Annotated in this window: 29 protein-coding genes; 6 read left to right on the top strand and 23 right to left on the bottom strand. The window is 48.7% G+C overall.

All coding sequences use genetic code 11. The features are described from left to right. Positions 1-2: 2 nt before the first annotated feature. The 10 genes from N1249_RS22835 to N1249_RS22790 all read right to left on the bottom strand — a co-directional run bounded on the left by N1249_RS22835 (position 3) and on the right by N1249_RS22790 (position 8333). A complete protein-coding gene (locus N1249_RS22835; protein WP_259838608.1) occupies positions 3-902 on the bottom strand; it encodes a DUF6651 domain-containing protein in 900 nt (299 codons plus the stop codon). 18 nt (positions 903-920) lie between these two features. After that, a complete protein-coding gene (locus N1249_RS22830; RefSeq protein ID WP_259838597.1) occupies positions 921-2489 on the bottom strand; it encodes a phage portal protein in 1569 nt (522 codons plus the stop codon). Positions 2490-2543: 54 nt separating this feature from the next. Beyond that, positions 2544-3800 (bottom strand): phage terminase large subunit, encoded by a 1257-nt coding sequence (locus N1249_RS22825; protein WP_259838595.1) that lies wholly within the window; start codon positions 3798-3800, stop codon positions 2544-2546. Positions 3801-3802: 2 nt separating this feature from the next. Further along, positions 3803-4441, bottom strand: coding sequence for a hypothetical protein (locus N1249_RS22820; protein ID WP_063160593.1), 639 nt, complete (start codon positions 4439-4441; stop codon positions 3803-3805). A 174-nt stretch (positions 4442-4615) separates the two neighbouring features. Continuing rightward, positions 4616-4882 (bottom strand): hypothetical protein, encoded by a 267-nt coding sequence (locus N1249_RS22815; protein ID WP_057057284.1) that lies wholly within the window; start codon positions 4880-4882, stop codon positions 4616-4618. A gap of 12 nt (positions 4883-4894) precedes the next feature. Further along, positions 4895-5785 carry a hypothetical protein gene (locus N1249_RS22810; protein ID WP_259838592.1) on the bottom strand — a complete coding sequence of 297 codons (891 nt, stop codon included), beginning with the start codon at positions 5783-5785 and terminating at the stop codon, positions 4895-4897. Further along, complete coding sequence (locus tag N1249_RS22805) at positions 5782-6330, bottom strand: hypothetical protein (protein WP_057057286.1); 549 nt, start codon at positions 6328-6330, stop codon at positions 5782-5784. The genes N1249_RS22810 and N1249_RS22805 overlap by 4 nt, the downstream gene beginning before the upstream one ends. Next, positions 6320-6961 (bottom strand): ATP-binding cassette domain-containing protein, encoded by a 642-nt coding sequence (locus N1249_RS22800; protein WP_105621104.1) that lies wholly within the window; start codon positions 6959-6961, stop codon positions 6320-6322. Before N1249_RS22800 ends, N1249_RS22805 begins: the two co-directional genes overlap by 11 nt. Continuing rightward, positions 6958-7635, bottom strand: a complete 678-nt coding sequence (locus N1249_RS22795; RefSeq protein WP_259838576.1) for a ParB/Srx family N-terminal domain-containing protein — start codon at positions 7633-7635, stop codon at positions 6958-6960. The genes N1249_RS22800 and N1249_RS22795 overlap by 4 nt, the downstream gene beginning before the upstream one ends. Beyond that, positions 7635-8333: a ParB N-terminal domain-containing protein gene (locus N1249_RS22790; RefSeq protein ID WP_259838573.1), complete on the bottom strand. Its 699-nt coding sequence runs from the start codon at positions 8331-8333 to the stop codon at positions 7635-7637. Before N1249_RS22790 ends, N1249_RS22795 begins: the two co-directional genes overlap by 1 nt. Positions 8334-8398: 65 nt before the next feature. Between N1249_RS22790 and N1249_RS22785 the strand changes: the two genes are divergently transcribed. From N1249_RS22785 to N1249_RS22775, 3 genes are all read left to right on the top strand, one after another. After that, entirely contained in the window at positions 8399-9973 is a 1575-nt protein-coding gene (locus N1249_RS22785) for a DEAD/DEAH box helicase (protein WP_259838572.1), read from the top strand. A gap of 3 nt (positions 9974-9976) precedes the next feature. Beyond that, positions 9977-10282, top strand: a complete 306-nt coding sequence (locus N1249_RS22780; RefSeq protein WP_259838570.1) for a hypothetical protein — start codon at positions 9977-9979, stop codon at positions 10280-10282. A gap of 100 nt (positions 10283-10382) precedes the next feature. After that, a complete protein-coding gene (locus N1249_RS22775; RefSeq protein WP_259838568.1) occupies positions 10383-10907 on the top strand; it encodes a transcriptional regulator in 525 nt (174 codons plus the stop codon). A gap of 19 nt (positions 10908-10926) precedes the next feature. Here N1249_RS22775 and N1249_RS22770 read toward each other — a convergent pair whose 3' ends face one another. Next, the gene (locus N1249_RS22770) at positions 10927-11673 is read right to left on the bottom strand and encodes an IclR family transcriptional regulator (RefSeq protein WP_259838566.1); all 747 of its coding nucleotides are present in this window, start codon (positions 11671-11673) and stop codon (positions 10927-10929) included. Positions 11674-11995: 322 nt separating this feature from the next. Between N1249_RS22770 and N1249_RS22765 the strand changes: the two genes are divergently transcribed. Beyond that, positions 11996-13147, top strand: a complete 1152-nt coding sequence (locus tag N1249_RS22765) for an MFS transporter (protein WP_259838565.1) — start codon at positions 11996-11998, stop codon at positions 13145-13147. A gap of 111 nt (positions 13148-13258) precedes the next feature. Here N1249_RS22765 and N1249_RS22760 read toward each other — a convergent pair whose 3' ends face one another. Next, positions 13259-13681 carry a hypothetical protein gene (locus N1249_RS22760; protein WP_259838563.1) on the bottom strand — a complete coding sequence of 141 codons (423 nt, stop codon included), beginning with the start codon at positions 13679-13681 and terminating at the stop codon, positions 13259-13261. 434 nt (positions 13682-14115) lie between these two features. On the opposite strand from N1249_RS22760, the gene N1249_RS22755 reads away from it, so the two are divergent. Together N1249_RS22755 and N1249_RS22750 are read left to right on the top strand one after the other, a co-directional pair. Next, positions 14116-14769 (top strand): hypothetical protein, encoded by a 654-nt coding sequence (locus N1249_RS22755; RefSeq protein ID WP_072931967.1) that lies wholly within the window; start codon positions 14116-14118, stop codon positions 14767-14769. A gap of 46 nt (positions 14770-14815) precedes the next feature. Further along, on the top strand, positions 14816-15019 hold the full coding sequence (locus tag N1249_RS22750; RefSeq protein ID WP_259838551.1) for a hypothetical protein: 204 nt from the start codon (positions 14816-14818) through the stop codon (positions 15017-15019). A gap of 645 nt (positions 15020-15664) precedes the next feature. On the opposite strand, the gene N1249_RS22745 is transcribed toward N1249_RS22750, so the two are convergent. The 11 genes from N1249_RS22745 to N1249_RS22695 all read right to left on the bottom strand — a co-directional run bounded on the left by N1249_RS22745 (position 15665) and on the right by N1249_RS22695 (position 21927). Further along, the gene (locus tag N1249_RS22745; protein ID WP_259838549.1) at positions 15665-16144 is read right to left on the bottom strand and encodes a DUF1554 domain-containing protein; all 480 of its coding nucleotides are present in this window, start codon (positions 16142-16144) and stop codon (positions 15665-15667) included. 183 nt (positions 16145-16327) lie between these two features. Beyond that, positions 16328-16630 (bottom strand): hypothetical protein, encoded by a 303-nt coding sequence (locus N1249_RS22740; RefSeq protein WP_259838547.1) that lies wholly within the window; start codon positions 16628-16630, stop codon positions 16328-16330. Next, positions 16630-16866, bottom strand: coding sequence for a hypothetical protein (locus N1249_RS22735; RefSeq protein WP_259838545.1), 237 nt, complete (start codon positions 16864-16866; stop codon positions 16630-16632). The genes N1249_RS22740 and N1249_RS22735 overlap by 1 nt, the downstream gene beginning before the upstream one ends. Positions 16867-16875: 9 nt before the next feature. After that, a complete protein-coding gene (locus N1249_RS22730) occupies positions 16876-17157 on the bottom strand; it encodes an ABC transporter (RefSeq protein WP_259838652.1) in 282 nt (93 codons plus the stop codon). Then, positions 17157-17342 carry a hypothetical protein gene (locus N1249_RS22725; protein WP_259838543.1) on the bottom strand — a complete coding sequence of 62 codons (186 nt, stop codon included), beginning with the start codon at positions 17340-17342 and terminating at the stop codon, positions 17157-17159. The genes N1249_RS22730 and N1249_RS22725 overlap by 1 nt, the downstream gene beginning before the upstream one ends. A gap of 110 nt (positions 17343-17452) precedes the next feature. Then, positions 17453-17875, bottom strand: a complete 423-nt coding sequence (locus N1249_RS22720; protein ID WP_259838541.1) for a hypothetical protein — start codon at positions 17873-17875, stop codon at positions 17453-17455. Positions 17876-17981: 106 nt separating this feature from the next. Continuing rightward, positions 17982-18317 (bottom strand): hypothetical protein, encoded by a 336-nt coding sequence (locus N1249_RS22715; protein ID WP_259838539.1) that lies wholly within the window; start codon positions 18315-18317, stop codon positions 17982-17984. Between the two features lie 162 nt (positions 18318-18479). Further along, positions 18480-18818, bottom strand: a complete 339-nt coding sequence (locus N1249_RS22710) for a hypothetical protein (RefSeq protein ID WP_259838537.1) — start codon at positions 18816-18818, stop codon at positions 18480-18482. A gap of 161 nt (positions 18819-18979) precedes the next feature. After that, positions 18980-19222 carry a hypothetical protein gene (locus tag N1249_RS22705; RefSeq protein ID WP_259838535.1) on the bottom strand — a complete coding sequence of 81 codons (243 nt, stop codon included), beginning with the start codon at positions 19220-19222 and terminating at the stop codon, positions 18980-18982. A gap of 1901 nt (positions 19223-21123) precedes the next feature. Further along, entirely contained in the window at positions 21124-21339 is a 216-nt protein-coding gene (locus tag N1249_RS22700) for a hypothetical protein (RefSeq protein WP_259838533.1), read from the bottom strand. Positions 21340-21576: 237 nt separating this feature from the next. Further along, a complete protein-coding gene (locus N1249_RS22695; protein ID WP_063160569.1) occupies positions 21577-21927 on the bottom strand; it encodes a hypothetical protein in 351 nt (116 codons plus the stop codon). Between the last annotated feature and the right edge of the window lie 64 nt (positions 21928-21991).

The raw sequence follows: 21991 nt of genomic DNA, 5'->3' as shown, positions 1-21991 counted from the left end.
TGTTATTTTGTAACGATTTTTCCCAGCCCAGCAGTTAACTTGTCAATCGTTGACTTGTTCACCGGGGTGGTTACTTTGGCGCTTGGCTTACTTTGTGAGCCTGCACCTGGTTTAGCCTCGCTTCGCAGCAAAGCGTCGGCTTCAGGATCTGCACGCAAAATACGCTCAATCGCTGATTCGAATGCGAGAGGTTGGCCATGGCCATCGACCAGCACCGCACGGTCTTTCTGACCAGCTGGCTTGTCGTAACCTACAACGCTGCCTTCTTCGCCTACTTCAAAATGGTTGCCGTAGATCACACGAGCCTTCGCCGGTGTCATCAGAGCTTTGTCACGCAAGAAAGCAGAGCCAGAGAAAGATGCACCTACGGTCATCTCCAGCAGCTGCGCCTTCAGAGTGGCGTTCTCAGCCTCAACTTGGGTACGAGCATCACGCTCTACCTGCAGATCGGTTTGATGGGCTGCAACCATTTGCTTTTTGACCGCGTCAAATTCACCGCGGCGCTCAAGCTCAGCTTGCTCCGCTTCTTGACGGGTACGCTCTGCCGCAGCTTCAGCATCCACCAAACGACGAGCACGTTCAGGGTCGATGTCACCGTAAGCAGCCAGTTTTTCCTTGCGCTTCATGCTCTCTTTCAAAAGCTCAGCGCCTGACTTCTTGGCATCACGCAGTTTTGCGATCAGCTCTTCTTGCGACAGACCTGCGTATTCATCGTCGAGTTCTGGCTGACGAGCCTGTTTATGTGCGTCATCAGTACCAGGGTTGTGCTCCTTGCCTTCGCCACCAGGCAGCTCAGCCTGTTGTTCTTTGGAAGGTTCACCACCGCCACCACCGCCCAGCTCTTCCTTGCCAGCGACGTCCATCAGGCCACGACGGGCCATCATCATTTGCCACAGATTCATAAAATTCCTTTTTACGCCTTATCGCTCGGTTGCTTGAGCAGATGAGTTCCCTGATCCTTGGGAAGAAGTTTTCTCGGTTTCTTGAGAAGATGCCTTATCATAGGTAGTTGACAAGCTATTTTCAATACCCACAGATACATTTTTTGGAGGAAATTTCAAGAGATCTGCCTCAAATTCCTTTTTCATTTTCTCCGTAACGTTCGGGAAGATCTTATCGATGAGCATTTCCATCTGATAACGGCGAACACTTTCCGGTGCCTGCAGCTCTGACAACTGCTGAGCAACAGCAAATTCATCAGTTAAACCACGAATGTCGAAACTCTCCGGGTAACTGACCAAAGTGTGGTCATCTTCCAGCTCTTCACCCATCCATTTCCCAACCAAGGCAAGCATCTGACGCTCTGCGCGCTCCAGACGTTCTGCTTTCGTCACCAGCAAGCTATTCACGCGCTGGAAGTCGTATGCTTTGGCTGCACCAGAGGAATTATCAATACCTTTGGCGTTGTCCTGTTTGGTTCGCTCACCGGCAACACCAACAGAGTGATAAATCTCGTTGATGACAGTTTGAACAGTGGTGATGATCATCTGGGCTTGCTTCGGGTCTGGCGACATGTAGAACGGCTGCGAGCCACCTTCACCATCAAAGGTGAATACTCGTTTAGTTCCCATTTCCAACACCTTGCCGTGATTCTCATCGCCAGGCAGCATTGCCTGAACTGGAATCGCCAGCTGGGAGAAGGTCTGATCCTGAATGATTGCATCAAGGTTCGAAAGATAGTTGGCCACCGCACGGTCAAGATAAGCGATGTCATCAATAAGCGATGGGCTGAAGTAAGGCGATTCGCTTTGACCAATACAGTCAACAGGGAACACCGGCACAACACCCAGGTTATGCTCACCACTATCTTCGAGGTAAACCTTGGCATTACCTCTCTGGCCGCCCTTCTTCACTTCTTCGCGGAACAGATACCATTCGTTTTGAGTCCACAAGCGATAACGCTGGAACTCCTGTCCGGTAGAAGCAAACGGGTCGGCATCGTCACGGGCGACTTCAACCACCAGCGCCCACAGTAGATTGCCATCGTCATCCCATGCCAGATCCAGCATCTGCTGCGGCGAAATCCAGTAAGCGTAAGCGCGGCCATCTTGCTTCTTCTGGTCTTCAACCGACTCTGCGCCAGCTTCCATTGTGCTATCCACCACAACCCAGATACGCCCGTAGATTGAGGATTGCAGATCGATAGCGGCCATGAACTCGTTAACGGAAACGTTTTGACGAGTCGCGCGGCGCCAGAAATCCCGGATGAACTCTGGTGCGTCTTCCTCAGTGCGGTGAAAATCTTCGCGGAAGATGTATTTGTTGATCAGGTTTACAACTTCACGCGTGTGGTTGAAGCGGTATGCTCGCTCAACACGCTCTTTGTATTCCTGATCGCCTTCTTTGAAATAGCGGAAAACGTTGTCATCGAACCATGCTCGGCCACCCGCGTAGGTGGCCGAAATAAAGTCCCAATGCTCCTTTTTCTTGTCGTACTCAGGATGCCGGCGCTTAACCAGATCCTTGATTACTTTGTCAGTCAATTCCATTTGACCAAGCCTCAATTTAATATAAATGCCGTTTTGTGATAGGTAGCTAACCACCTATCGAGAACCACCAAGAATAACACGACTTTTAACCGGAAATCTTCTATGAATTGGATAGCCCAAGGCGTCGGCGCTATGCTCCACACCACCTGACTTGTCCATATCACGCGAACCCGGTTTGTAGATCACCTTCTCCAGCGATTCAATAAGTCCTTTACACTTCGGGCTGATATAAAGTCGCACGTCTCCAGAAGCTGTCATTAGCATACGGTTTACAGCATTCACACGGTCAGCGATCGGCGGGTGCTTCTTCGGGTGATCGATTCGCAGAAAACCTTTCTCCTTAAAGATGTCCACATCCGATTCGCCGCGCGCGTGTTGTCGGTATGCGCCTGCTGGGTCTGGGAAGATCGTCACCTGAGACTTCGAGCGCCAGTACCGGCGTTCCAGCTCATCACATACCTCTGCGGTGTTGGAGGAATAAAGCACCAGCTCGTCCACCGCCCAAACTTCACCATTCGGCTGCGGCTGCAGGATGACCGAGGACATTGGATCGATGTTGAAGTCCTGACCAACCCAGATAGGCAGCTTCGGATCGAAGGCCACATCTTTAACATGCGTTTTGCGGTCGAACGGGTAATACACACGGCCTGACATGTTCTCAAACGACGCCAGATATTCCTGAGCGAATGATTTAGGGTCCATATCATTGCGCGCGGCATCGATCTCCGCCTCTGGAACAAATGGTGAGTCGGCTGTAACAAACTGCCAGCTCTTCCACTGCCCCTTCTTCTGCAGATCTTCGTTTTGCCCGATCGTCCACAATTTATGGAACTCGGAGAAGCCTTTGGGCGTACCGATAATCAGAGCACCACCGCGGGTAGAAGACAGCGTTGGACGCAATACCTTGTACCAGGTGTCAGGCTTCATATCCTGAAACTCGTCAAGAACGACGAAATTCAGTGCAACACCACGCAGCGTATCTGGCTTATCCGCACCTTTAAGAGCAATTTCCGAACCGTTCTTGAGAACGATCGTCATTGTGGTGTCGTTCTTTTTAGCCACCCATTTGCGCGGGATAGTCTCCTGGAGGTCATCCCACAAAATTTGCCTGGCCATCTGATACGTTGGCGCTACGTACCAGACTCGCTGTTTGCGGCCAGAAGCGGCCGCACGAATAATTTTAGAAATCGACAGTCGGGACTTACCCCAGCGTCGGCCAGCACACACCACTTTGAAACGATGGGGCGACTGGAATACTGACATCTGCCCAGAATGCAGCTGAATCAAGCTCAGCGATGACGGGATGGCCATGGTTATGCTTCCCCACTGTCATCGTCAGCTTCGCTCTCTAAAACGCTTTCAGCGTCTTTTGCTGCTTCCTCTTCAAGTGCCTCAAGCTCATCATCGTCAATCAGATCTGGTTCTTCTGATTTACGCAGCTCTGCCACCTGATTTGGTGTCAATTCGCCAAACACCAGGTTCGGGATTTCGTCGGCCAAGCCTTCGTCTTTATCCATGCCCAGAGCTTTGGATGACACATCAAAGCACTTAGCCAGAATATTGCTGGCGCGCTGAATTGACTTTAGATCGCCCTCGATAACAGCAAGCGATGTACCTTTGGACTTAGCCTCGGCAACCTGTCCCATCGCCATTCTGCCAAGTGTGAACGCCCAGCTGTCATACTTGTTACGACGATCATCAATTTTGTCGGCGCGCTCTTTTGCGCGGATCTCTGCGTCTGACTTCAGGGATTCGCGCACCATCTTGCCAACTGAGTCGGCGCCTTTGGCCAACCCCTTCTTTTTGAAATAACGAGAGAATGTCTCGCGGCGCAGCCCATACTCGTCTTCCAATCTGGAAAGCGTGTACTCACCGGACGCCCATTTCGCCTCGATCTCCGCCCACATAGCAGGCGTGACCTTGACCTTTACCTCTTCAGCTTCGGTCGTCATAGTTCCCTCTAAACCACCACGGCGCTTCCTTGCGCCGAGTAAAATCATTTTCTGGAGTTGTTAAACAAATTGGTTTCTACGGTTAGAAAACAACTTAATTGGGGAGTGGCTAAAAGCCTGCTTCCGTATATTTAAATAACCAGTTATTAATTATTTATGGGAAGCAGGTCTTTCTCATGCCACCATCAGCTTTACGCTTGCTCTACCCATAACGGTCAGACCGAGTGTGCGACGTTGGTAGCCATCATCTCCGCGCGCCCGAAACTCACCTTTCTCGACAAGTCCCTTTTTAATCAGCGCTCGAAGAGAGAACTGCATACTCTGCTTTGTGGTTTTGTATGGCAGAACCTCCAGCAGCTCATCGAGATCAAGTAAATGGCCGCGATCGTGGCCAAGGTAAATGGTGCGCAGAATGTCTTTCTGCTTATCTGTCAAAATCATTTGCTCGTTTCCTTACGAGATACGCGCCAGATCCAGCGGCGCATTTAACGGTTGGTTGTCGAATGCCAGTAGTGGCAACACGTCAGGCAAATCCCTGCCAAAGTCCGGGTTGCGGTAAACACCATAGAGCGGCGACGTAAAGCTAAGGTTGTGAATGTCCTTAAGCAATTTCACGATACTGGCTTCATCCACCAGCGAATCAGCGATGTCCTGCACGGTTGTTCCACGGTTACGCCCAGCTTTCGCCAGCGATGAGTTCTTGTGGTAGTCGGCTACGAGATCCACCAGCGCACGACGGCGGCGATTCTCGCTCATCGAGAACAGCTCTTTCACAATGCTCTCATTGTCGCCCGGGTCGGCACGGAAATGCCGCTGGAATACACGCAGCGCACTTTCGTAACTCTTCGGGCGCTCTGGTCGAATGAACTGATAACCTGCCTTCATCGCAAACGGGTTGTATTTGCTCATTGAGGACTGGATTTCGATGATCGGCCTGTTGTGCATCCGGCTCACCAGGTTAATCATGCGATAAGAAACGCCCACACCGCGGTATTGAGTGTCCACCACTGAACGGCTGATCACCGCAAAGTTGTTATTCACATAGCGACCCCAGAACTGGTTGGCCACCGTCGTATTAGTGGTCGGCTTCAGTTTTGGGAACATGCGATGGCGCGGCGCCAGAAGCAATTTTGGAAATGCCACCACAACTACGCCCACCAGCCGACCATCAAGCTCGCAGCGGTAATAGGTTGGCGCGAAGGGCTTGCCGTCAGTTTTGTAGTGCAACGACTTCAGAGCATTCCAATCATCCACGGTGCCGCGCGTCACGGTCATACGCTCCAGAAAATCCAAATGCTTCGGGAACTCATCTGGCTGATAGCGTTTAATGGTTACGTCGTTCATCGCACCACCTTACGACTGCCATAACCACCGCGACGAATGGTTGAAGGATGGCGCGTCACAATATCCTCGATCGCCGGCAAACCACCCGCCTTCTTATCGGCAAGGAACTTGACGCGAGCCTTCACGAACTCTTCAACGATGTAGCCCTGCAGATAAGTGAAAGCCTCCTGATCCGACGGCATTAAATCATGGTGCTGACCGGTGATAAGCGCGATATGCAAGGCTTCGTGCCAGTAAACAGACTCGTTGTAGTTCTCAGGCAGATAAACGCAGTGAACATTCGTGTCGTACTGTATGTAGCCCAGATCAGTGACCATGCCACCAACCCCGGCCACATATTCGCTCTCATCCAGCCCATAGAGCTGTTTGATCACCTCCACATAGCGTTTCTCACCAAACACCACGACGCAGCGGTTGTAATATGGCGCGACACGGAAACCATAGGCGCCATGGGCGCGAAGCCAATCCTGCCATTCAGCCTCATGCGTCCAGCGGCGGCGCAGCTCAGCCCCCTCATAAATCGGGAAAACCTTTTTAAGCTGCATAGTCCACCTTCACACGTTCTTTGTAGTGCTTGGTGATCTGTACATCCGGGCGCAGAGCATTTTTGAGGTCTTCATGCGTGGTTGCGACCATGACAGTTGCCCCAGCTTTGCGCGCGGCGCGCTGGAGGTTAGAGGCAACCACCTGGGCAGTTACTCGATCCAGAACAGCGCCAAACTCATCAGCCACCCATACCTTTGCACCGGTTTCGATCAGCTTTGCGATTTTCAGACGGTAACGCTGGCCGTCCGACATCTCAGAAGGCTTGCGAACGAATAAATAGGCATCGTTCAGCCCAGCCATTGAGAGAAGCCCTAACGCCTCGCTGGTGGTCTTGCCCAGCTGGTCGATGACGTTTTTGCTGTCATCAAAGGCAAAGTCTTCGATTGACGCTACATCCTGCCCTTCTTCCTTCATCAAACGCTGAAGCTCACGCAAGACAACTGATTTGCCAGAGCCAGATTGACCGGTAATGTACACAACATCACCGCCCCTGATTTCCAGCTCCAGGTTGTCGTAAAGCGACCACTCCTTTTCATCAAGCCCCAGGCCAAATGACTCTGCGATCTCCAGCGTTCGGGTGGTTTTGGTTACACGCGTTTGGAATGCTACGTTGATGAGGTAATTGCTCATGCTTCTTCCCCATCAACAGCTTCCTCAGAAATACGCTTCGCATAAGCGACAAATGCGTCTGCCCCGCTCTCTCCCGTCACTTCTTCCATATGGGCAAGCAAATCCCCAACGACCAGCGCAGAGCCAGCAGGGAACGTTTTAAAGCCCAGCACGTCGATCACTCGCAATTCCGATTCAGCGACTTCCCGGGAGATCTCTTCATGCTCTTCATGCTGGCGCACGGATTCGTGACCCAAATCCATTACCAATGAATCGGTGGCCATGTCTTCCGTCATGCTGCCAACCAAAACGCTCAGCTCACGCTCATCGAAGCCAATTACAACCTCATCGCCCAGCACCAGCTCTTCCAGCTCTTTTTGCAGCTTGATAGCGTCATAATCAGTGCTGGCCAGACGGTTATCTTCCAGACGTTTCGCACGAACAGAGACTTCGTCGAGATCAGCGCGGATAATTACCGGCACCAGGTCAAGACCAGCATAAATTGCAGCTTCTCGGCGGCCGTGGCCGGTGATGATCACCATGTCTTTATCAACGGTGATTGGCTGGTCAAACCCACGCTTTGAGATTGCCGCAGCTAAATCACGAATCTGGGTTTCATCGTGCTTTTTGGCATTGGCCTCATACGGAACCAGTGTTTTAGGGTCGAGATACACGATCTCAAATGGGGTGCTCATCAGTTACGTTCCTTGTAAAAGTCTGCGAGCCACACCAGGGCTTCTCCAGCGTCTTCCATGTCGCTGCCAGTATTAATGCCCTGCTCGGCAATGATCGATTTAATGGCTGTAGTGACTGAATCAGCAGAGTCGAAGGTAACTTTGAAGCGCATCGTCTGGTGCTCCACACCCAAACGCTCAACCTTCTCGCGTTTATCCTCTTCTGCCGCTTTCTCGTCGCCATCAGTCAGTCGCTCCAGTTCCGCCATATCGAAAGCCGCAGTTCGGGCCAGTGTCGCTGCCATCTCGTCATCAAATGGGGCGATTTCTGAAAGGCTGAAGCCAGTTTCTGACTGGATTTCTTCAATCAGACGCTGCAAAGCAAGCTGATCGTCTTCACCGTAGCGCTCGTTATCGACCAGCGACATTTGCTTCGCCACTACGTCGCTAATCTGACCAACGGTGATAACTGGAACAGTGGCGATGCCCTGTTCAATGGCTGCGCGCCAGCGGTGCTCACCACCGAGGATCTGGAAAGAACCATCTGCCAGCTCACGAGCCAGGATCGGCTTGAAGAAACCCAGGCGGTCGATTGAGCCTTTCAGTTTTTCGAAATTCTGGAGACCCACGGAGTTCGTATTCCACGGGTTTGGCTGCAGTCGCCCTACTTCCACCTGCAAGATGTTAATTTTTACGTCCATGTTTTTGATATAATCCATTAAGTAACCAACTACTTATTTAATCATAGCCTGTTAACACAATAAAGGCACTAAGGAAAGGACACATGGGCGTTAATATTGTATCAAACGCAGTGAACGCGTTAATTTCAGGGGCGGATGACAACGTAAAGAAGATAGTTCAGGACATGTTGAGCTACGACGTTGATGGTGCCTCATTTTCAGGCAGTGGCGGATGGGATGGTCGCAGCACCATGTTTAACTGGTCAAAATGCTCATTCCCGGCTGGATTTGCTCGTTCTATTGCTGCAAAACTAAACAGAGCCGGCATTCCCGCAACTCACATTCGAAAGCCAATGGTTTCTGCACTCGGCAAGCCAAATCCCGCGGTAAACCCATTCCCCTACAACCCCGATTACGCTTATCAAGATCAGACCGTGGAAACCATGGTGAAAGTGGGCGGGATGATTGCCCAAGTCGCTACCGGTGGCGGTAAATCGAATATTGCCTGCAAAGCAGCTGCACGTATCGGCCGTATGACACTGTTCATCACGACCCGTTCTGTTCTCATGTTCCAAATGGCGGATAACTTCCAAAAATCCATCGATTATCGCGCTGAAAATGGCGAGCCGTGGCTCAAGGGGCAAAAGGTTGGCGTGATTGGCTCTGGCGAACTGAAGGTGTCACGACATATCAACGTTGCGACAGTGCAAACCCTCTCCAGTTTCCTGAATGAGCCTGGATCTGATCTTTCTCCTGAAAAGCGCGCTCAGCACCTCAAACGTAGAGAACTGATCAAGCAGCTGCTTGCCAGCGTTTCCCTACTAATTCTGGAAGAGGCGCACGAATCATCCGGTTCCAGCTTCTACGACATTGCTCGGCTCTGCCACAACGCTGACTACCGTTTGGCTTTAACGGCCACTCCCTTCATGAAGGATTCAACCGAAGCAAACATGCGACTGATGGCTGTCGCCGGTCGAATTGAGATAAAAGTGACTGAAAAATATCTGATTGATAAAGGTATTTTGGCGAAACCCTACTTCTTATATCATAAAATCGCGTACACTCCAGATGAGGCTAGGATTAAGGCTGAACTTGCATCAAAGCACCTGAACTTCCGGGTTGTTATGAGCACGCCATACCAGAAGGCTTACCAGTTAGGCATCGTTTACAACCTAAACCGAAATGCAGCGATTGTTCGTGCCGCTGTTATGTATAGGTCACACCAGTTAAACTGTATGACGTTGGTAAAGCACAAAAGGCATGGTCAGATCTTAATGGAGATGATGCAGGCAGAGGGATTGAGGGTCGATTTTATATACGGTGAATCTTCCCAGAAGGTACGACAAGCAAAACTGCAGAGCCTGGCTGCAGGCAAAATAGACATTCTCATTGGCTCCACCATACTCGATGTAGGCGTTGATGTCCCAAGTGTGGGCGCGGTGATCCTCGCTGGTGGTGGGAAGGCAGAAGTTGAGATGCGTCAGCGCGTCGGGCGTGGTCTACGAGCCAAAAAGAATCAGGCAAATGTTTGTTTTATCTCTGACTTTATTGATTGTTCCAATAAGTACCTGATGTCTCATTCCTACGAGCGCAAAAACATCATCGATACGACACCCGGCTTTGCTGAAGGCGTGTTGCCGGTCGATGGAAAGTTTGATTTTAATGTTCTGGGCAACTGATACATGGAAAAACCAAAACCTGTTTTTTGCCAGGTCGCTTTGAGTCCTCGCGCTAACGACAAAGTCGAAGCGTTTAAAGACAAACTCAAAGAATCTGGTGTCAAGATGACCAAGTCTGAGGTAATCGACATGATCATCGCAGAAGTAAATATGGCCGACTTCGCGCGGTACTCGAAAAGGGCAATGGCCACCAGTAAAGCCGCACAAAGGATTATTGAACTGTTCAACACCACCGACATGACCGAAGAAGATCGGGATATTCTGCTCGCTGGTTTGGAACACTCAAACACCCCAGAACCGAAGCCTTAACTTCACAATGGGCTGGTCTTTACCAGCCCACTATCTCGGCATTTACCCACTTCAAACCAATGAAGTGTTACCCTACTCAAAACACGTATTCGGACACAAAATGACCATCACCGATATTACTTACGGCATACCCGCTGAGGTGTGGCCTCGCGATTACAAAGACGTCGAGAGATCATTACAGTATTACCGCGCCAAGCACATCCCTGTAAGGGTAACTTTAGAGGATGGCCAAGCTTTTTCTTTGTATGTTTATGGTCTTCTAACCGCACGTAACAAACTTGACTTAACCCCTACCCCATCGGATAACGAACAGCGGGTTCGTGTACCTCTTGAGCGTGTGGCCTTAATTGAAACCATCAAGCCATTCGACGTTCAGATTGACTACGTGGGTAGATTGACTATAAGCACAGCAGAAATGGTAAACCAACCATCAAAGCGCGATTTCTTTAAAATTTGTCGCCAAGCGCATCAATCTGAAAATCTCGTAAGGGTACATATGGCCGACGGTTCTTACATTGAAGGAAAATCATCAGGCGTCAACGCAAACCAATTGAATTTAAGACTTACTAACGGCAAACAATTTATTGTTCTTTTCGACTGGGTAACACGTATTTCCACCCTTTAACATATTGATAAAAATCAACTTATCTTATTGAAGCCTCTATCTCAGCCTTGCATTGAAGCAGAGAGCTAAGTAGTAGGTCGAGCTTTTCCTCAAATCGGATTGCAGGAACTGCAATTGAAACTGCGTAATGTTCATGAAGACCAATATCTAAATGAACACCAATTCCGCAAACACCTCTTGCATGCTCCTCACAATCAATAGCGTATCCTGCTTCGCGTGTTTCCCGCAGATCCTCAAGAATTTCTGGCAGTGTTGAAAGGGTGTTTTTGGTCCTTACATCCGGCCGCGTTCCAATAAGATCAGATATTTGCTTATCGCTAAAATTCGCCAGAATAGCTTTTCCATGAGCAGTACAGTGGCACGGGAAAGCAGTGCCAACAGCCGAAACCACTCTAAGCTCTTGGTCTGAAGTGTATTGACTAACTGAAACGGCGTGACTCCCTCTATAAACACTTAAATCAACAGTTTCACGTGTTCTTCGCCCAAGCGTCTCAATGGATGCTCTTGAGAGAGAAATAATGTCAGTGTGTGCTGAAGCTGCGAGACGTGCTAGGGCAGGCCCTAACCTAACCCCTGAAGCACCTGAAATGAGTAATTGCTGCGATTCCAGCGAGGTGACCAATCTATGGACAGTTGTCCTAGGCAAAGCTGTCTCACGAGAAAGCTGCGAAATAGTTCGACCGCCCGGGTGTGCTTCAAGAGCATGAAGAATTTTCGCAGCCCTAGCGATAACTTGAGAACCATTACTCTCTACATCACTGCTCATATCTCACCAGTCAGTTCAAGTGCAAAACCGCAATCACACCTATTATCATCCATTATATGGACAACTCGATGATTTAGTTTAATGACGGCATTGACGAAATGAAAGCTTAATTTGCCTAACTTGGAAAATGCCACATGATGATTAAACTATAAGTCATTGATTAATAGCACAAAAACATAATACCACAACGATTTTATTAATAATAATTCATTTTGCTTACATTCGACTTACCTTTCAATCGTTGACTAATAAACGCGACAGCCCGAAAATGCAACCACCTAGCGGATTGCATGACCACCATTCGGATAATTGAGAGAGTGTTATGAATGAAATGAACAAAATGGGGGCGTTTACGCTCTTGGCGGTTGCATGCCTTACTATCATGGTGGGCTGCGTAATCGTTCCCGGACTGACAGAAGTTGCTGAAAATCTTGGCACACCGTCTGCAGCAAGCTGGCTCGTCACCGTACCATCACTAGGGGTTGTAGTATTTGGTCCATTAGCCGGCAAATTTATCGACAAGGCCGGGGCCTATAAGGCACTCACTTGGGGCCTTTTCCTTTATGGACTTTTGGGAGCCGCAGGAGTTTTTCTTCATGGACTTGTGCCGGTAATGATTGATCGCTTACTGCTTGGGGGAGCTACGGCAATTGTAATGTCAGCAGGAACCGGGCTGATTTCTACATTTTACAGCGGGCGATCTAGATTAAAAATGATTGCCTCGCAAGGCATGTCTATTGAATTGGGAGGGGTGATATTCCTATTCATTGGAGGGATACTGGCTACATTAGGTTGGCAATGGCCATTTGTATTGTATCTTGTCAGTTGGCTCTTCCTTGCAATGCAACTCATTTTTATACCTGAACCATCTCATGAAGTTTCTGAAAAGAATGAGGTGCTTGATGGTTTATCTAAACCAGAAACAATCGGAAGCCTGAAGCCAGTATTTATCGCAGCTGTATTCTCTATGATTTGCTTTTTCACCGGCATCATAGTTATTCCTCAACAATTCCACAAAATGAGCATAGGCTCAGCGGAAACTGGTTACTATCTGTCATTCATTTCACTAGTAGCAGTTGGCGCCGCAGCATTGATGCCAAAAATAGTTGACCGCATTCATGAGTTTGGAACTCTGTACGCTGCTTTTGCGTGTTATACATTGGCTCACGTCATCTTTTCCATAGCTTCTTCTGTTTCGATGTTTATTGTGGGTGGTATCTTGATGGGATTCGGTTTTGGATTGTCTGTCCCGCTTGTTAATCACATGACTGTTGAGCAAAGCCATATGAGTGTCAGAGGGCGAAATCTAGCGTGGCTTTCAATGGCAATTTTTTCCGGTCAATTCCTTTCGTCGTTTATGGAGTTCATACCCGGAGATTCATCCACAGTATTCTTAGGTGCAGCTATCGTTGGGGTTATAGTTATTTTTATATTGGCAGAAAATCACTGGTCGCGCCGCCGTAAAATTGCATAAGTGCAATATCTATGCTTCTTAAATAAATGTAGGAAATTTAATTAATATGTGTGTCGGACGCATTAGTGTGTCCGACACACAATTTAGCAGGTTTAAATTAGTTACCCATCGTTACCAAGCAGTTTTGTTCAGATAGAATTCGCCACCGGCATTGCTTCCAAATCTGTAAGCGGCCTCCGATTTTACATTCACAGTTGTCTCAACGTTCTCACCGGCACAGAAGGGCATAGCTCTTGAAAGTCGAGCACCGATAATGTGTTCGCCGGGAGTAAGGTAAAGACTCACCTTCTCAGACATCCCCACTTCGGCGACATCCTTCCCATCAATAGCAACTGTAGCGGTGCAGAATGCCCCCTTAGTTCCAGAATCGCGTTTAACGACCGTCAGCACCGTTCCAGTTGCGGATTGTGTAAGGGTGCGATCGATGATCTGCTTCGACGATACTTCTTTTGCTTCACCAGTCGCTACGGGTTGGTTGGAGCAGGCGGAGAGAAGGAGTGCAGCAGCTGTTGCAGCGAAATAGGCAATTTTCATATTCATCCCGAATCTATAAGGGCAATCTAATTTAAGTTTTGTAATGCAGGTGTCTTATTCACCGTTGCATCATATCAGCAAGCTATAAGGTTATCCATGTGGCAGCGGTCAAGTGGTCAATTATTGAGTCGGCCAATTATATAAGGTCATTCCAATTATCGCGTCGATTATTTACTTGGTTAATTGGTCAACCGGTCAATATTCCCAATAATATATAAGGGCAGTGGCCGAAATAGGGGATTTATTGAGGGAACACCTTCCTTCCTTATACGCTTATTTCTAGGACTTTCCTTTTTTCATCTTTTTTAAAAAAAAATCACAAAAAGGACTTGCACGGTTTTTTAACTCATCCATAATGCAACCCATCGAAAGCGAACACGCTAACGATAAACAAAACTTTCAGCGCTTTGCGCAAATATATAGGATTAAAAATTATGTCTAATATCATCTCAAAAAAATCTGTTATCGAAGCTGCTACTACTGTTGCAACTGAATTGGCTGAAACTGTTGCAAGCGTCGAACAAAATTACACTACTCGCTACAACGCTGGACAAGATACCAAAGCAGATAAAAAAGCGATGCAAGCTGCAAAAACTAAACTTGCATACTTCACTAACAACGTTTGCAAGCCACTGACAGACGATAAAGCAAATAGCGTTTTCTATTATGCGATTAAAGCAAGTAAGCAAACTCCAGAGCAGTTCTTCCGCGAAGCGATGGAGAATAGTTATAGCTTAGAAAAGCTGGTTTATCTGATTAACTCTATCCGCGCTAAACGTTGCGAATACTCATTAGCGGATCAATCTGGTTCACGCGTATTTGCAATTGTTGAAATCATCAAAGATGAAATGGAAGTTTTTACAAATGGCGCAATTAAAACGCTGATGGATGAAGCGAAGAAAGAAAACGAGAAGCAAGCGGATCAAACGTATACGCAAGCCAATCAGTTAATCGCTATGTGTGAACGTTTGGGCTTGATTGAAAAAATCAAAGGAGCTGGCGCAGCCAAAAACGGATCACAACAATATAAACTGTTAGATAATGATTTTGTGTCTTATATCCGTGACGCTTTCGCAGTAGCTCAATAAAGGATTACAGCGCCCACTATGGGCGCTTTTAAATGGACACAATAGAATGACTAAACAAGAATATTTAAAGCGCCAAAATAAAACATATTTGAAATTTAAAGCGGAACTTTGCGCGGAGTTACAAGCGGAAATTGACGCAATGAATTTAAATTTTTTCGATGTCGTCAATGGTTATATGACGGAAAGAAAAAAACGCTATATGTTTTTAGTTGATACAATCGGAAAGTTAAAACGCGATCTTTACTGCTAATTTAAGCGCCCACTATGGGCGCTTTTTTGCTTTCCAGATCCGCACCACTTCAGCGCCCACTATGGGCGCTTTTTTCGTTGTATCGTGGCAAACGAGACAAGCCCAAAAATCGACGCAATGAGACGATCACTGAGACGCGTTTTAACGTTGGGTAATGCGTTACCACACGTTATAGATTCAAGCGCTTAGAACGCTTAACAGCGCGTTTAAATCGCCATGTTTAAATTATGAACGTCGTCTGGTGTAACGTTGCCATTATGGGCGCGCTGTTATGTGTCGGTATGGTGCGGCATTGTGCGCTGGCATCGCGTGGCGCTGGTACAATGTGCGCTTACTGGCTGGCGTGGTTGTCTGGCTATCCAGTGGTAAAGCAGTCAAGGCGTAAAGCCATTCAGGTGGATGCTCGGCAAATGGCTGGGGTCGATTCTGGGGTGTCCCTGGCGCCACCTATACCCCATCCCTTAAGCCAAACCTGCTCTATACCTGAATCTCTATAACGAAAGCTGGCCGTTTCCCGAAAAAATCCCCTACCCGTTTCCCTGCGGCTACCCTTAGAGGGCTATGGCCGTTTTCAAAAATTTCCCTGCGGCCACGTTCCCCAAACAAAAAGGGCGCCGTTTCCGACGCCCTCCCCTGCCCTTCTCGCTATTTCCCTTCGAGCATGATCAGCTCGTGGCTATTGCGGGTCTTAAATGTGATTTCTGGCAATTTCAGCTTCCACTCAAAGTCACCCGCTTCCAGAATGACATCGGTGTAACGTTCTGCTTCATCCGCGTATCGCTTTGCAGTGGATGTCACCCAATCCGGGTCTAATCCGGTGCGTGTGTTGTAGAAGTGCATTGCGATCTGGACAGCCATCTCAAATCGACGGGATGCACAGTTGCGGCCGCGCAGTGGGAAGACGAACAATCCAGTACCGGTACGAACCACCAGCGCATTGCCAATATCCCGCTTGTAGAATCGATCGGACTTGAGCGCCAGCTGCAGGTCATTAATCTCATATGCCCCCAGAGTGCTTGTAACGTCCTTCCCGTCCACTGTCACGCTTCGCACGTCGTGGTGAATGGTGTTAAACAGGACTTGTGCGTTACCCAAGCGGGTGTCCATCTCGTAAATCTGATTCATGTGCTTTTCTCGTTATTTGTCTTAACAACTTGTTTTGTTATGGGTCTAATTATCGCAATGGTCACACGGCAGTAAATACGTTGTTTACGGCATTGCTGGTGGCCTGCGGTAGCCCGGATGGTCGGTTAGCCTCCGGGAATGCGGGTGGGTAATCTCACCAGCCTGAGCTGGTGAGGTTGGTCATTACCATTCTTCGTAGGGCAGTTCTTCAATCACCGGCGCATCCATATCGAGGTGAATGTAGCCATAACCGGCGTCATAGATGGCTTTCAGGTTGGCGTAGCCGAAATCGGTCAGGCCATCGGACTTTAGATCGTCCAGCCCACTCCCCTGGGTTGCATCGATGCGGAGAATCGCACCGCCTTCAGTGTCGTGAATCCACCAGCCGTAATTCACGTTTCTGCACTTCTCTTCAATGAGGCGCATGTCTTCTTCGCGAACGTGGGCGGTGCTGATAATTGCTGTTTTGATTGATACGACTTCCATTACGTCTTCCCAATGAGTGAAACGATGCGATCACTTAATGCCAATACTTCCCAACGCACGAGGGTGCGCTCTTTGAGCCACATATCGATTTTGGTCTTCCAGATGCCATACGCTTGGGCGTAGATGTCTGTACCCTTCTGGTGGCGCTGTACGTGCGTCTGATACTCTTTCGCCATCTTCTGCGCGAATGCTTCGGTTTCAGGGTTTTTGATTTCTGGTATCGGTTGGAATTTCATGGTGCTCTCTCAGTGCATTAAGCCGATGTCTACGCTGTCGCCGCCTTCAGTGAGACGGATCATCAGCATTGCGAAGGCATTGAGTGGATAACCGGCGTGCCATTCAGGGGCGCGGTCATCAATCATGAAATCGGCCACATCGAAAAGTGCGCCGTCGTGATGGAAGAAGCGAGTGCTGCCCTGGTCGTCATATTCGACGTGATCCATTTCCTTCTGCTCGGCTTCGTTCAGGTCGAGCCAGGAAAACAGGTGGACGTTTTCTGCTTTGGGTGTAACGTTAAATTCGGTCATCATGCCCCCTGCTGCAATTGAGCAACGGTGATGTCTGGGCATAACCCGTCGATCCACAACCACACGTCAGTGATACTGTCACCGGCTTCGAAATGGTGAAATGCGCGCTCAAGTTGTTGATTGCCATCTACAGGCTCACTCGAAAGCTGCGCCCAGATGTTCTGGACTTCGATAATCGTTTTCATGTGCTTTTCTCTTGTTTTGTTGTTGGACTAATTATCGCAAGTGACACACGGCAGAAAACAATTTGTTATCGGGCATAAGAAAATGGCGCGGGTTAGCGCGCCATTGTGGTTTAAGCAGTCTGGCCTGCGGCCAGCACATCGGCAGGTAGATAGTTGTCCAGCGTTACGCCGGAGGTAATCTTCATGCCATATGCGCCGATCCAGGTGCTGGTGTTGTCGATACCCGTTTCAATGAAGTCAGTGACCTCATCCATCAGGGTTTCGAACAGGTCTTTACCAGATGCACGGTAATGACCCTCAATAGCCACCAGCAGCGGGTCGCTGCCATCCATAACAGTCTGCGCACCGATGGAGTACACCGTAGGTTGAGCTTTGTCTTTCGGGGTTTTACGAACCAGGGTACTAATCTGCTTCTCAAGCCCTACAGACGCGTCACGGATCTGGACAGTAATCTTTGCCACCTTGCCACCATCTTCGGTGCGCTCAGAGGCGTAATACATGTCGTAAACCAGTTCTGTTGCCTTGTATGTCATATGACCTCCATGTCATGTTTATTCGCGGCCATTGTAGATAGGTAGTTAGCTACTTACAAGCCGAAGGGAGCCACCAGCAACAAAAAGCCCCCATGCGGGGCTTCTTTCAGTCAAATGACTTGATGAATGCTTCTACATCATGATGAGCGATGAGGTCGAGATAAGTTGTCCAGATAGCATCCGTCGCTTGGCATCCAGTAAAATAACGACGCTTAAGTGTTTTGTAATAGTCTCCGCAGGCATGTCCCATATCGAACAACGACCCACTTTCATGGTCGCCATTGTTCCAATCAGCAACAACCAGGGTTGGTTCCTCGTCTCGCAAATCAATGCTCACAACCCAACGCGCGTCGATGACGGTAAAGTTTCCGTCAACCAGTTCTCCGTAGTCGTTATATTCTTCTTGGGTGATCTCGCGAATGTCAGACAATGAATCGATCATGTGCATATCCTTATAAACAAATTGTTTTCTTATGTGGCTTATTATCGCATTTGCTTAAAGGCAGTAAACAAAATGTGTCAGGGAAGATGCGGGGCGAACGAACCAAAAAAAAGCCCACCAAGGATTAGAGGTGGGCTGACTGAATTAGTCAAAGGCACATGATTATACTGCTACGGCGATCGTCGCTCGCTGAATCTCCATCTGGGCAATCTGGTTAACAAGAACAAGTACCCGCTCAAGTTGGTCTTTAGGGAAGTGCTGAATATTTGCGAATCTGTACCGGCGATTATTGCGCATAACAGAGATGGAAAGACGTTCACCCACTTTGTAGCGCTTGCACTCGCCGCTCTCTAACGACTTATGCTCAAAAATCTTCTCACGGAACACGCCGATGATTACCCCGTTCGCAGTGATGTCCACCAGATTCACGCGGGAGATAGAGCGCTTAATCGGGTTGAACGTGCTGCGATGGTAGTTCGCGATAGCTTGCATCAGATTCATATTCACACCATGTAAACAATTTGTTTTCTCGTTGGTGTAAATAATACAGTGTCTAAATAGGGTACAAAGCATAACGTAGCGGGTGCTGGTGGATGATCGGCAGCTGGTGGCCGCAGGGGTGAGTGGGCAAAAGAAAAGCCACCTCGCTGGTGGCCTTCCGATTACAGTGAATCTTGCTCGTCTACCGCTTTCAAGTCCGGGAACTCTCGATACACCGCATCAGCAAGTCGCTGCTGCTGCTCCTCGGTCAGCTCATTCCAGACATCAGCTCCTTTCGGGCCATCTCCTTTTTCGGGGATGTATGACCACAGTTTTGCGTACAGCTCTTTGCCGACGCCATCCAGACACTCGGCCAACTCATCAACGCTCCAGTATTCCAGCAGCCCAGGCATTTTCACAGACATTGTATTCCTCTCAATTAGATTCAGAAGTGGTGCAGTTCCAAGCGACTGACATTTGCTGGTCGCCCATCGGCAACGGGAATGACCCTTCTCTGTATCCTTCACCAATAAGTGCTCCAACGCGTCCGGCTACATCCTCAGAGCGGATAACGTCATCAAGTGAGATCTCGTCAGTGTCCACACCCTCAAGCGTGATGCTTATATTTAAATGTTTATACATGTGCTTTATTCCGTTGTTTTCTTATGGGACTTATTATGCCAACAGCGGATCGGGGATAAAGCTCATTGATTAGGGTTGGCAAGGGGCAAGGGTGCTAAGATTAGGCAAAACAAACGCCGGAGGTATGTGATGGATTGGCTTTATGAACACGGCTTTTTGTCATGGAGCGGGGTGCTGGCGATCATAATTGTCGTTTACCTCATATGGACAGAACGCAAACATGCCAAAACACCTATGGGTAAGCGGCACGCCGAATTTAACGCTGAGATGAAGGAACGAGCGCGCACCCTGCGGGAAGAAAAGAAGTCACGAAGGTAGATTCAGCATTTCCTCACCCTCAACCCTTACAATAGGACTTGCACCCCTGAAGAGTGTGTCCAACAATACCCACTGGTCATGGATGACCACAGGCTCTTAACCGAAATCCAACTATAGGGATATGAGCCTGATCCTTTCTCTGGGGCGAGCCACCACTCGCCTTCTTTTTTCTATACCGGCATCCACCCGTTCCCCGAATTTTTTCCCTAACCGTTTCTATACCGGTTCCTTGCCGTTTCCCGGAGGCTGGTGTCATTCGTCGGTATACTCAGGTGGCGATCGGTGAATCGAGGGATAGGGGCGGCGGCGACATTTTCCCTGCGGGTAGATTGAGCGAAGGGTGCTATGTGAAGGCGACGGAAATTTAGGGGTTGAATAAATACGGTGATTGAAGCGCGCCCTCCACCATTTCACTCCCTTACAGTTCCCCCATTCCCTATGCGTAAACGTACCCATACGTACTGACCACTATAGACAGCAATCCCTATGTGATTCTCTCCTGTAACGCTTAATAGCTCGGTCTCTCCTTCTCTGGGATTTGCTTTCTTCCTTCTGGCGTATTCATTCCTCCCTATAGCGGTTATGGGTGAATTGTCCTTTGTGGTGTCTGGGTGTTTCTCTTCTGATAATCGTGGAGGTGTGGGTAATGGCATGTCTCCTTTTCCTGTATTCGCCTTTCCAGTTTCCTCATGGGGATTTCTCTTCTCGGTAGCTGGGTGTGTCGTGAATCGCGGATGTGAAAGTAATGGCAGTTCCCCCTATAGCTTATTCTCTCTGTAGCTTATGCGGATTGCTTCTTCCGCCAGTGTTGGTGCTGGATTGTCTGGGCTTGCTGAATCTTCCGGGCGTGTGGGTAATGGCGTATCTCCCTTTCCAGTTTCCGCTGCGCTCTATGGGGATTGGGGTTCTGGGTTGCCTGCAGTAAGTCGGAGGGTTGTTCTCTGATAGCCTGACGAAAGTGAGGTGGGTGTTTGTGGTTATGGGTGTGTGGGTAATGGCAGTTCCGCCAGCTCTTTATTGCCTTAATAAGTTGTTTTCTTATATGGTCAAACAATTTGTTTTGCTATCGCATATAGCGCAACGGGAGCGATTCTCAGCGTGTCTATCGTGTGGGTGGCAAATGGTATTGCTTTAGAGAGATGTCTCTTCCCTGGTGTGGTTGTGGCGATTCCCTGGCGGGTATAAGTGGGGTGGCTGCAACAGATCAACTTTTGGGGCAAAAAGAGGGTATCCCGTTGACTTTTTGTTGATCGGTTATTTATTTGTTTTCTTATGGGTGAATATGCCCACAATCCCAGGTGATTACTGGTGTGGGCTAATTTGTTGAGCGTGAAATAACCAGGTCAACTTGCTCTTATAGAAAAGGTCAATTGTTGAGGTCAAAGCCAACCTTAATCAGATGGTATGCTTTGGCGACAATAGCCTTGTCGTCCCACCCTAACTTGGCCGCATCCTGACGCAGTTCATCGGTGAAAAGTGCCTGGGCAGCTTTAGCATTCTCTGCTGTTCGCTCAATACCTAATTCCTTCAAGCAAGAATCGACGAGATACAAACGGTCGATTGCGTAGATGTCATGTGTCATACGCCATACTTCCTTTTCATTTCGCTATAGGTTGCTATGTTCAGATTCCGATCGTACCAGATGGCATCCCCGGTCTTCGATTCATGTTGAGAGATGCAGGTATACCCATGGCTTTCTAATGCCTGGAATGAGCTGCGAGCGATGCAAGCCGAATAATCTCTATCCCAGCCGTTCCCATTGCGTCCCTCAAAGCGATCATGTCTATAGTTCGCCTTCAGGAACTCATAGTGCATCTGTTCAGTGACCATGAGCAACCTCCTTTTCCGCAAGCAGCTGCGCCGCGAAGTCGTGCATGGTTTTGCTGACCTCAATGAAAACTCCATCGTGCCGACTGAGACGATACTCTGTCTTTTTGCCAGCGGCAGCGCGCTTACGCTCATGTTCTCGTTGCTGTTCGTTGTCCCAGCGAAACATCTGCATTCTGGTGGCTGGCTGCACCTTGTCCACTTCCACCTGCTCTGGCACTCTGCCTTCATTCACCAGGCGAATTACCAGCTCTCGTTTCGATAACGCCATGCCGTTGTAGCGAATGTATTTGTTTAAATGTCGATCCGCACGTACTGCCTGAGCTGCTGCCATAATGCACATAATTTATTCCTTTGTTTTCTGAGTGGTGTAATTATCTAATGTGTGAAAACGGGAGCGAAGACAT

Origin of the sequence: Enterobacter sp. CP102, from assembly GCF_025152625.1 — a bacterium.
In the GTDB taxonomy this organism is placed as follows: domain Bacteria; phylum Pseudomonadota; class Gammaproteobacteria; order Enterobacterales; family Enterobacteriaceae; genus Enterobacter; species Enterobacter soli.
Note: the sequence above shows the minus strand (reverse complement) of the source record. Positions and strands in the feature narration are given on the sequence as shown.

Bases quoted from the DNA above. Each gene is read 5' to 3' on its own strand.
- N1249_RS22835 (WP_259838608.1), bottom strand. From the start codon at position 902: ATGAATCTGTGGCAAATGATGATGGCCCGTCGTGGCCTGATGGACGTC.
- N1249_RS22830 (WP_259838597.1), bottom strand. From the start codon at position 2,489: ATGGAATTGACTGACAAAGTAATCAAGGATCTGGTTAAGCGCCGGCAT.
- N1249_RS22825 (WP_259838595.1), bottom strand. From the start codon at position 3,800: ATGGCCATCCCGTCATCGCTGAGCTTGATTCAGCTGCATTCTGGGCAG.
- N1249_RS22820 (WP_063160593.1), bottom strand. From the start codon at position 4,441: ATGACGACCGAAGCTGAAGAGGTAAAGGTCAAGGTCACGCCTGCTATG.
- N1249_RS22815 (WP_057057284.1), bottom strand. From the start codon at position 4,882: ATGATTTTGACAGATAAGCAGAAAGACATTCTGCGCACCATTTACCTT.
- N1249_RS22810 (WP_259838592.1), bottom strand. From the start codon at position 5,785: ATGAACGACGTAACCATTAAACGCTATCAGCCAGATGAGTTCCCGAAG.
- N1249_RS22805 (WP_057057286.1), bottom strand. From the start codon at position 6,330: ATGCAGCTTAAAAAGGTTTTCCCGATTTATGAGGGGGCTGAGCTGCGC.
- N1249_RS22800 (WP_105621104.1), bottom strand. From the start codon at position 6,961: ATGAGCAATTACCTCATCAACGTAGCATTCCAAACGCGTGTAACCAAA.
- N1249_RS22795 (WP_259838576.1), bottom strand. From the start codon at position 7,635: ATGAGCACCCCATTTGAGATCGTGTATCTCGACCCTAAAACACTGGTT.
- N1249_RS22790 (WP_259838573.1), bottom strand. From the start codon at position 8,333: ATGGATTATATCAAAAACATGGACGTAAAAATTAACATCTTGCAGGTG.
- N1249_RS22785 (WP_259838572.1), top strand. From the start codon at position 8,399: ATGGGCGTTAATATTGTATCAAACGCAGTGAACGCGTTAATTTCAGGG.
- N1249_RS22780 (WP_259838570.1), top strand. From the start codon at position 9,977: ATGGAAAAACCAAAACCTGTTTTTTGCCAGGTCGCTTTGAGTCCTCGC.
- N1249_RS22775 (WP_259838568.1), top strand. From the start codon at position 10,383: ATGACCATCACCGATATTACTTACGGCATACCCGCTGAGGTGTGGCCT.
- N1249_RS22770 (WP_259838566.1), bottom strand. From the start codon at position 11,673: ATGAGCAGTGATGTAGAGAGTAATGGTTCTCAAGTTATCGCTAGGGCT.
- N1249_RS22765 (WP_259838565.1), top strand. From the start codon at position 11,996: ATGAATGAAATGAACAAAATGGGGGCGTTTACGCTCTTGGCGGTTGCA.
- N1249_RS22760 (WP_259838563.1), bottom strand. From the start codon at position 13,681: ATGAAAATTGCCTATTTCGCTGCAACAGCTGCTGCACTCCTTCTCTCC.
- N1249_RS22755 (WP_072931967.1), top strand. From the start codon at position 14,116: ATGTCTAATATCATCTCAAAAAAATCTGTTATCGAAGCTGCTACTACT.
- N1249_RS22750 (WP_259838551.1), top strand. From the start codon at position 14,816: ATGACTAAACAAGAATATTTAAAGCGCCAAAATAAAACATATTTGAAA.
- N1249_RS22745 (WP_259838549.1), bottom strand. From the start codon at position 16,144: ATGAATCAGATTTACGAGATGGACACCCGCTTGGGTAACGCACAAGTC.
- N1249_RS22740 (WP_259838547.1), bottom strand. From the start codon at position 16,630: ATGGAAGTCGTATCAATCAAAACAGCAATTATCAGCACCGCCCACGTT.
- N1249_RS22735 (WP_259838545.1), bottom strand. From the start codon at position 16,866: ATGAAATTCCAACCGATACCAGAAATCAAAAACCCTGAAACCGAAGCA.
- N1249_RS22730 (WP_259838652.1), bottom strand. From the start codon at position 17,157: ATGACCGAATTTAACGTTACACCCAAAGCAGAAAACGTCCACCTGTTT.
- N1249_RS22725 (WP_259838543.1), bottom strand. From the start codon at position 17,342: ATGAAAACGATTATCGAAGTCCAGAACATCTGGGCGCAGCTTTCGAGT.
- N1249_RS22720 (WP_259838541.1), bottom strand. From the start codon at position 17,875: ATGACATACAAGGCAACAGAACTGGTTTACGACATGTATTACGCCTCT.
- N1249_RS22715 (WP_259838539.1), bottom strand. From the start codon at position 18,317: ATGATCGATTCATTGTCTGACATTCGCGAGATCACCCAAGAAGAATAT.
- N1249_RS22710 (WP_259838537.1), bottom strand. From the start codon at position 18,818: ATGAATCTGATGCAAGCTATCGCGAACTACCATCGCAGCACGTTCAAC.
- N1249_RS22705 (WP_259838535.1), bottom strand. From the start codon at position 19,222: ATGTCTGTGAAAATGCCTGGGCTGCTGGAATACTGGAGCGTTGATGAG.
- N1249_RS22700 (WP_259838533.1), bottom strand. From the start codon at position 21,339: ATGACACATGACATCTACGCAATCGACCGTTTGTATCTCGTCGATTCT.
- N1249_RS22695 (WP_063160569.1), bottom strand. From the start codon at position 21,927: ATGTGCATTATGGCAGCAGCTCAGGCAGTACGTGCGGATCGACATTTA.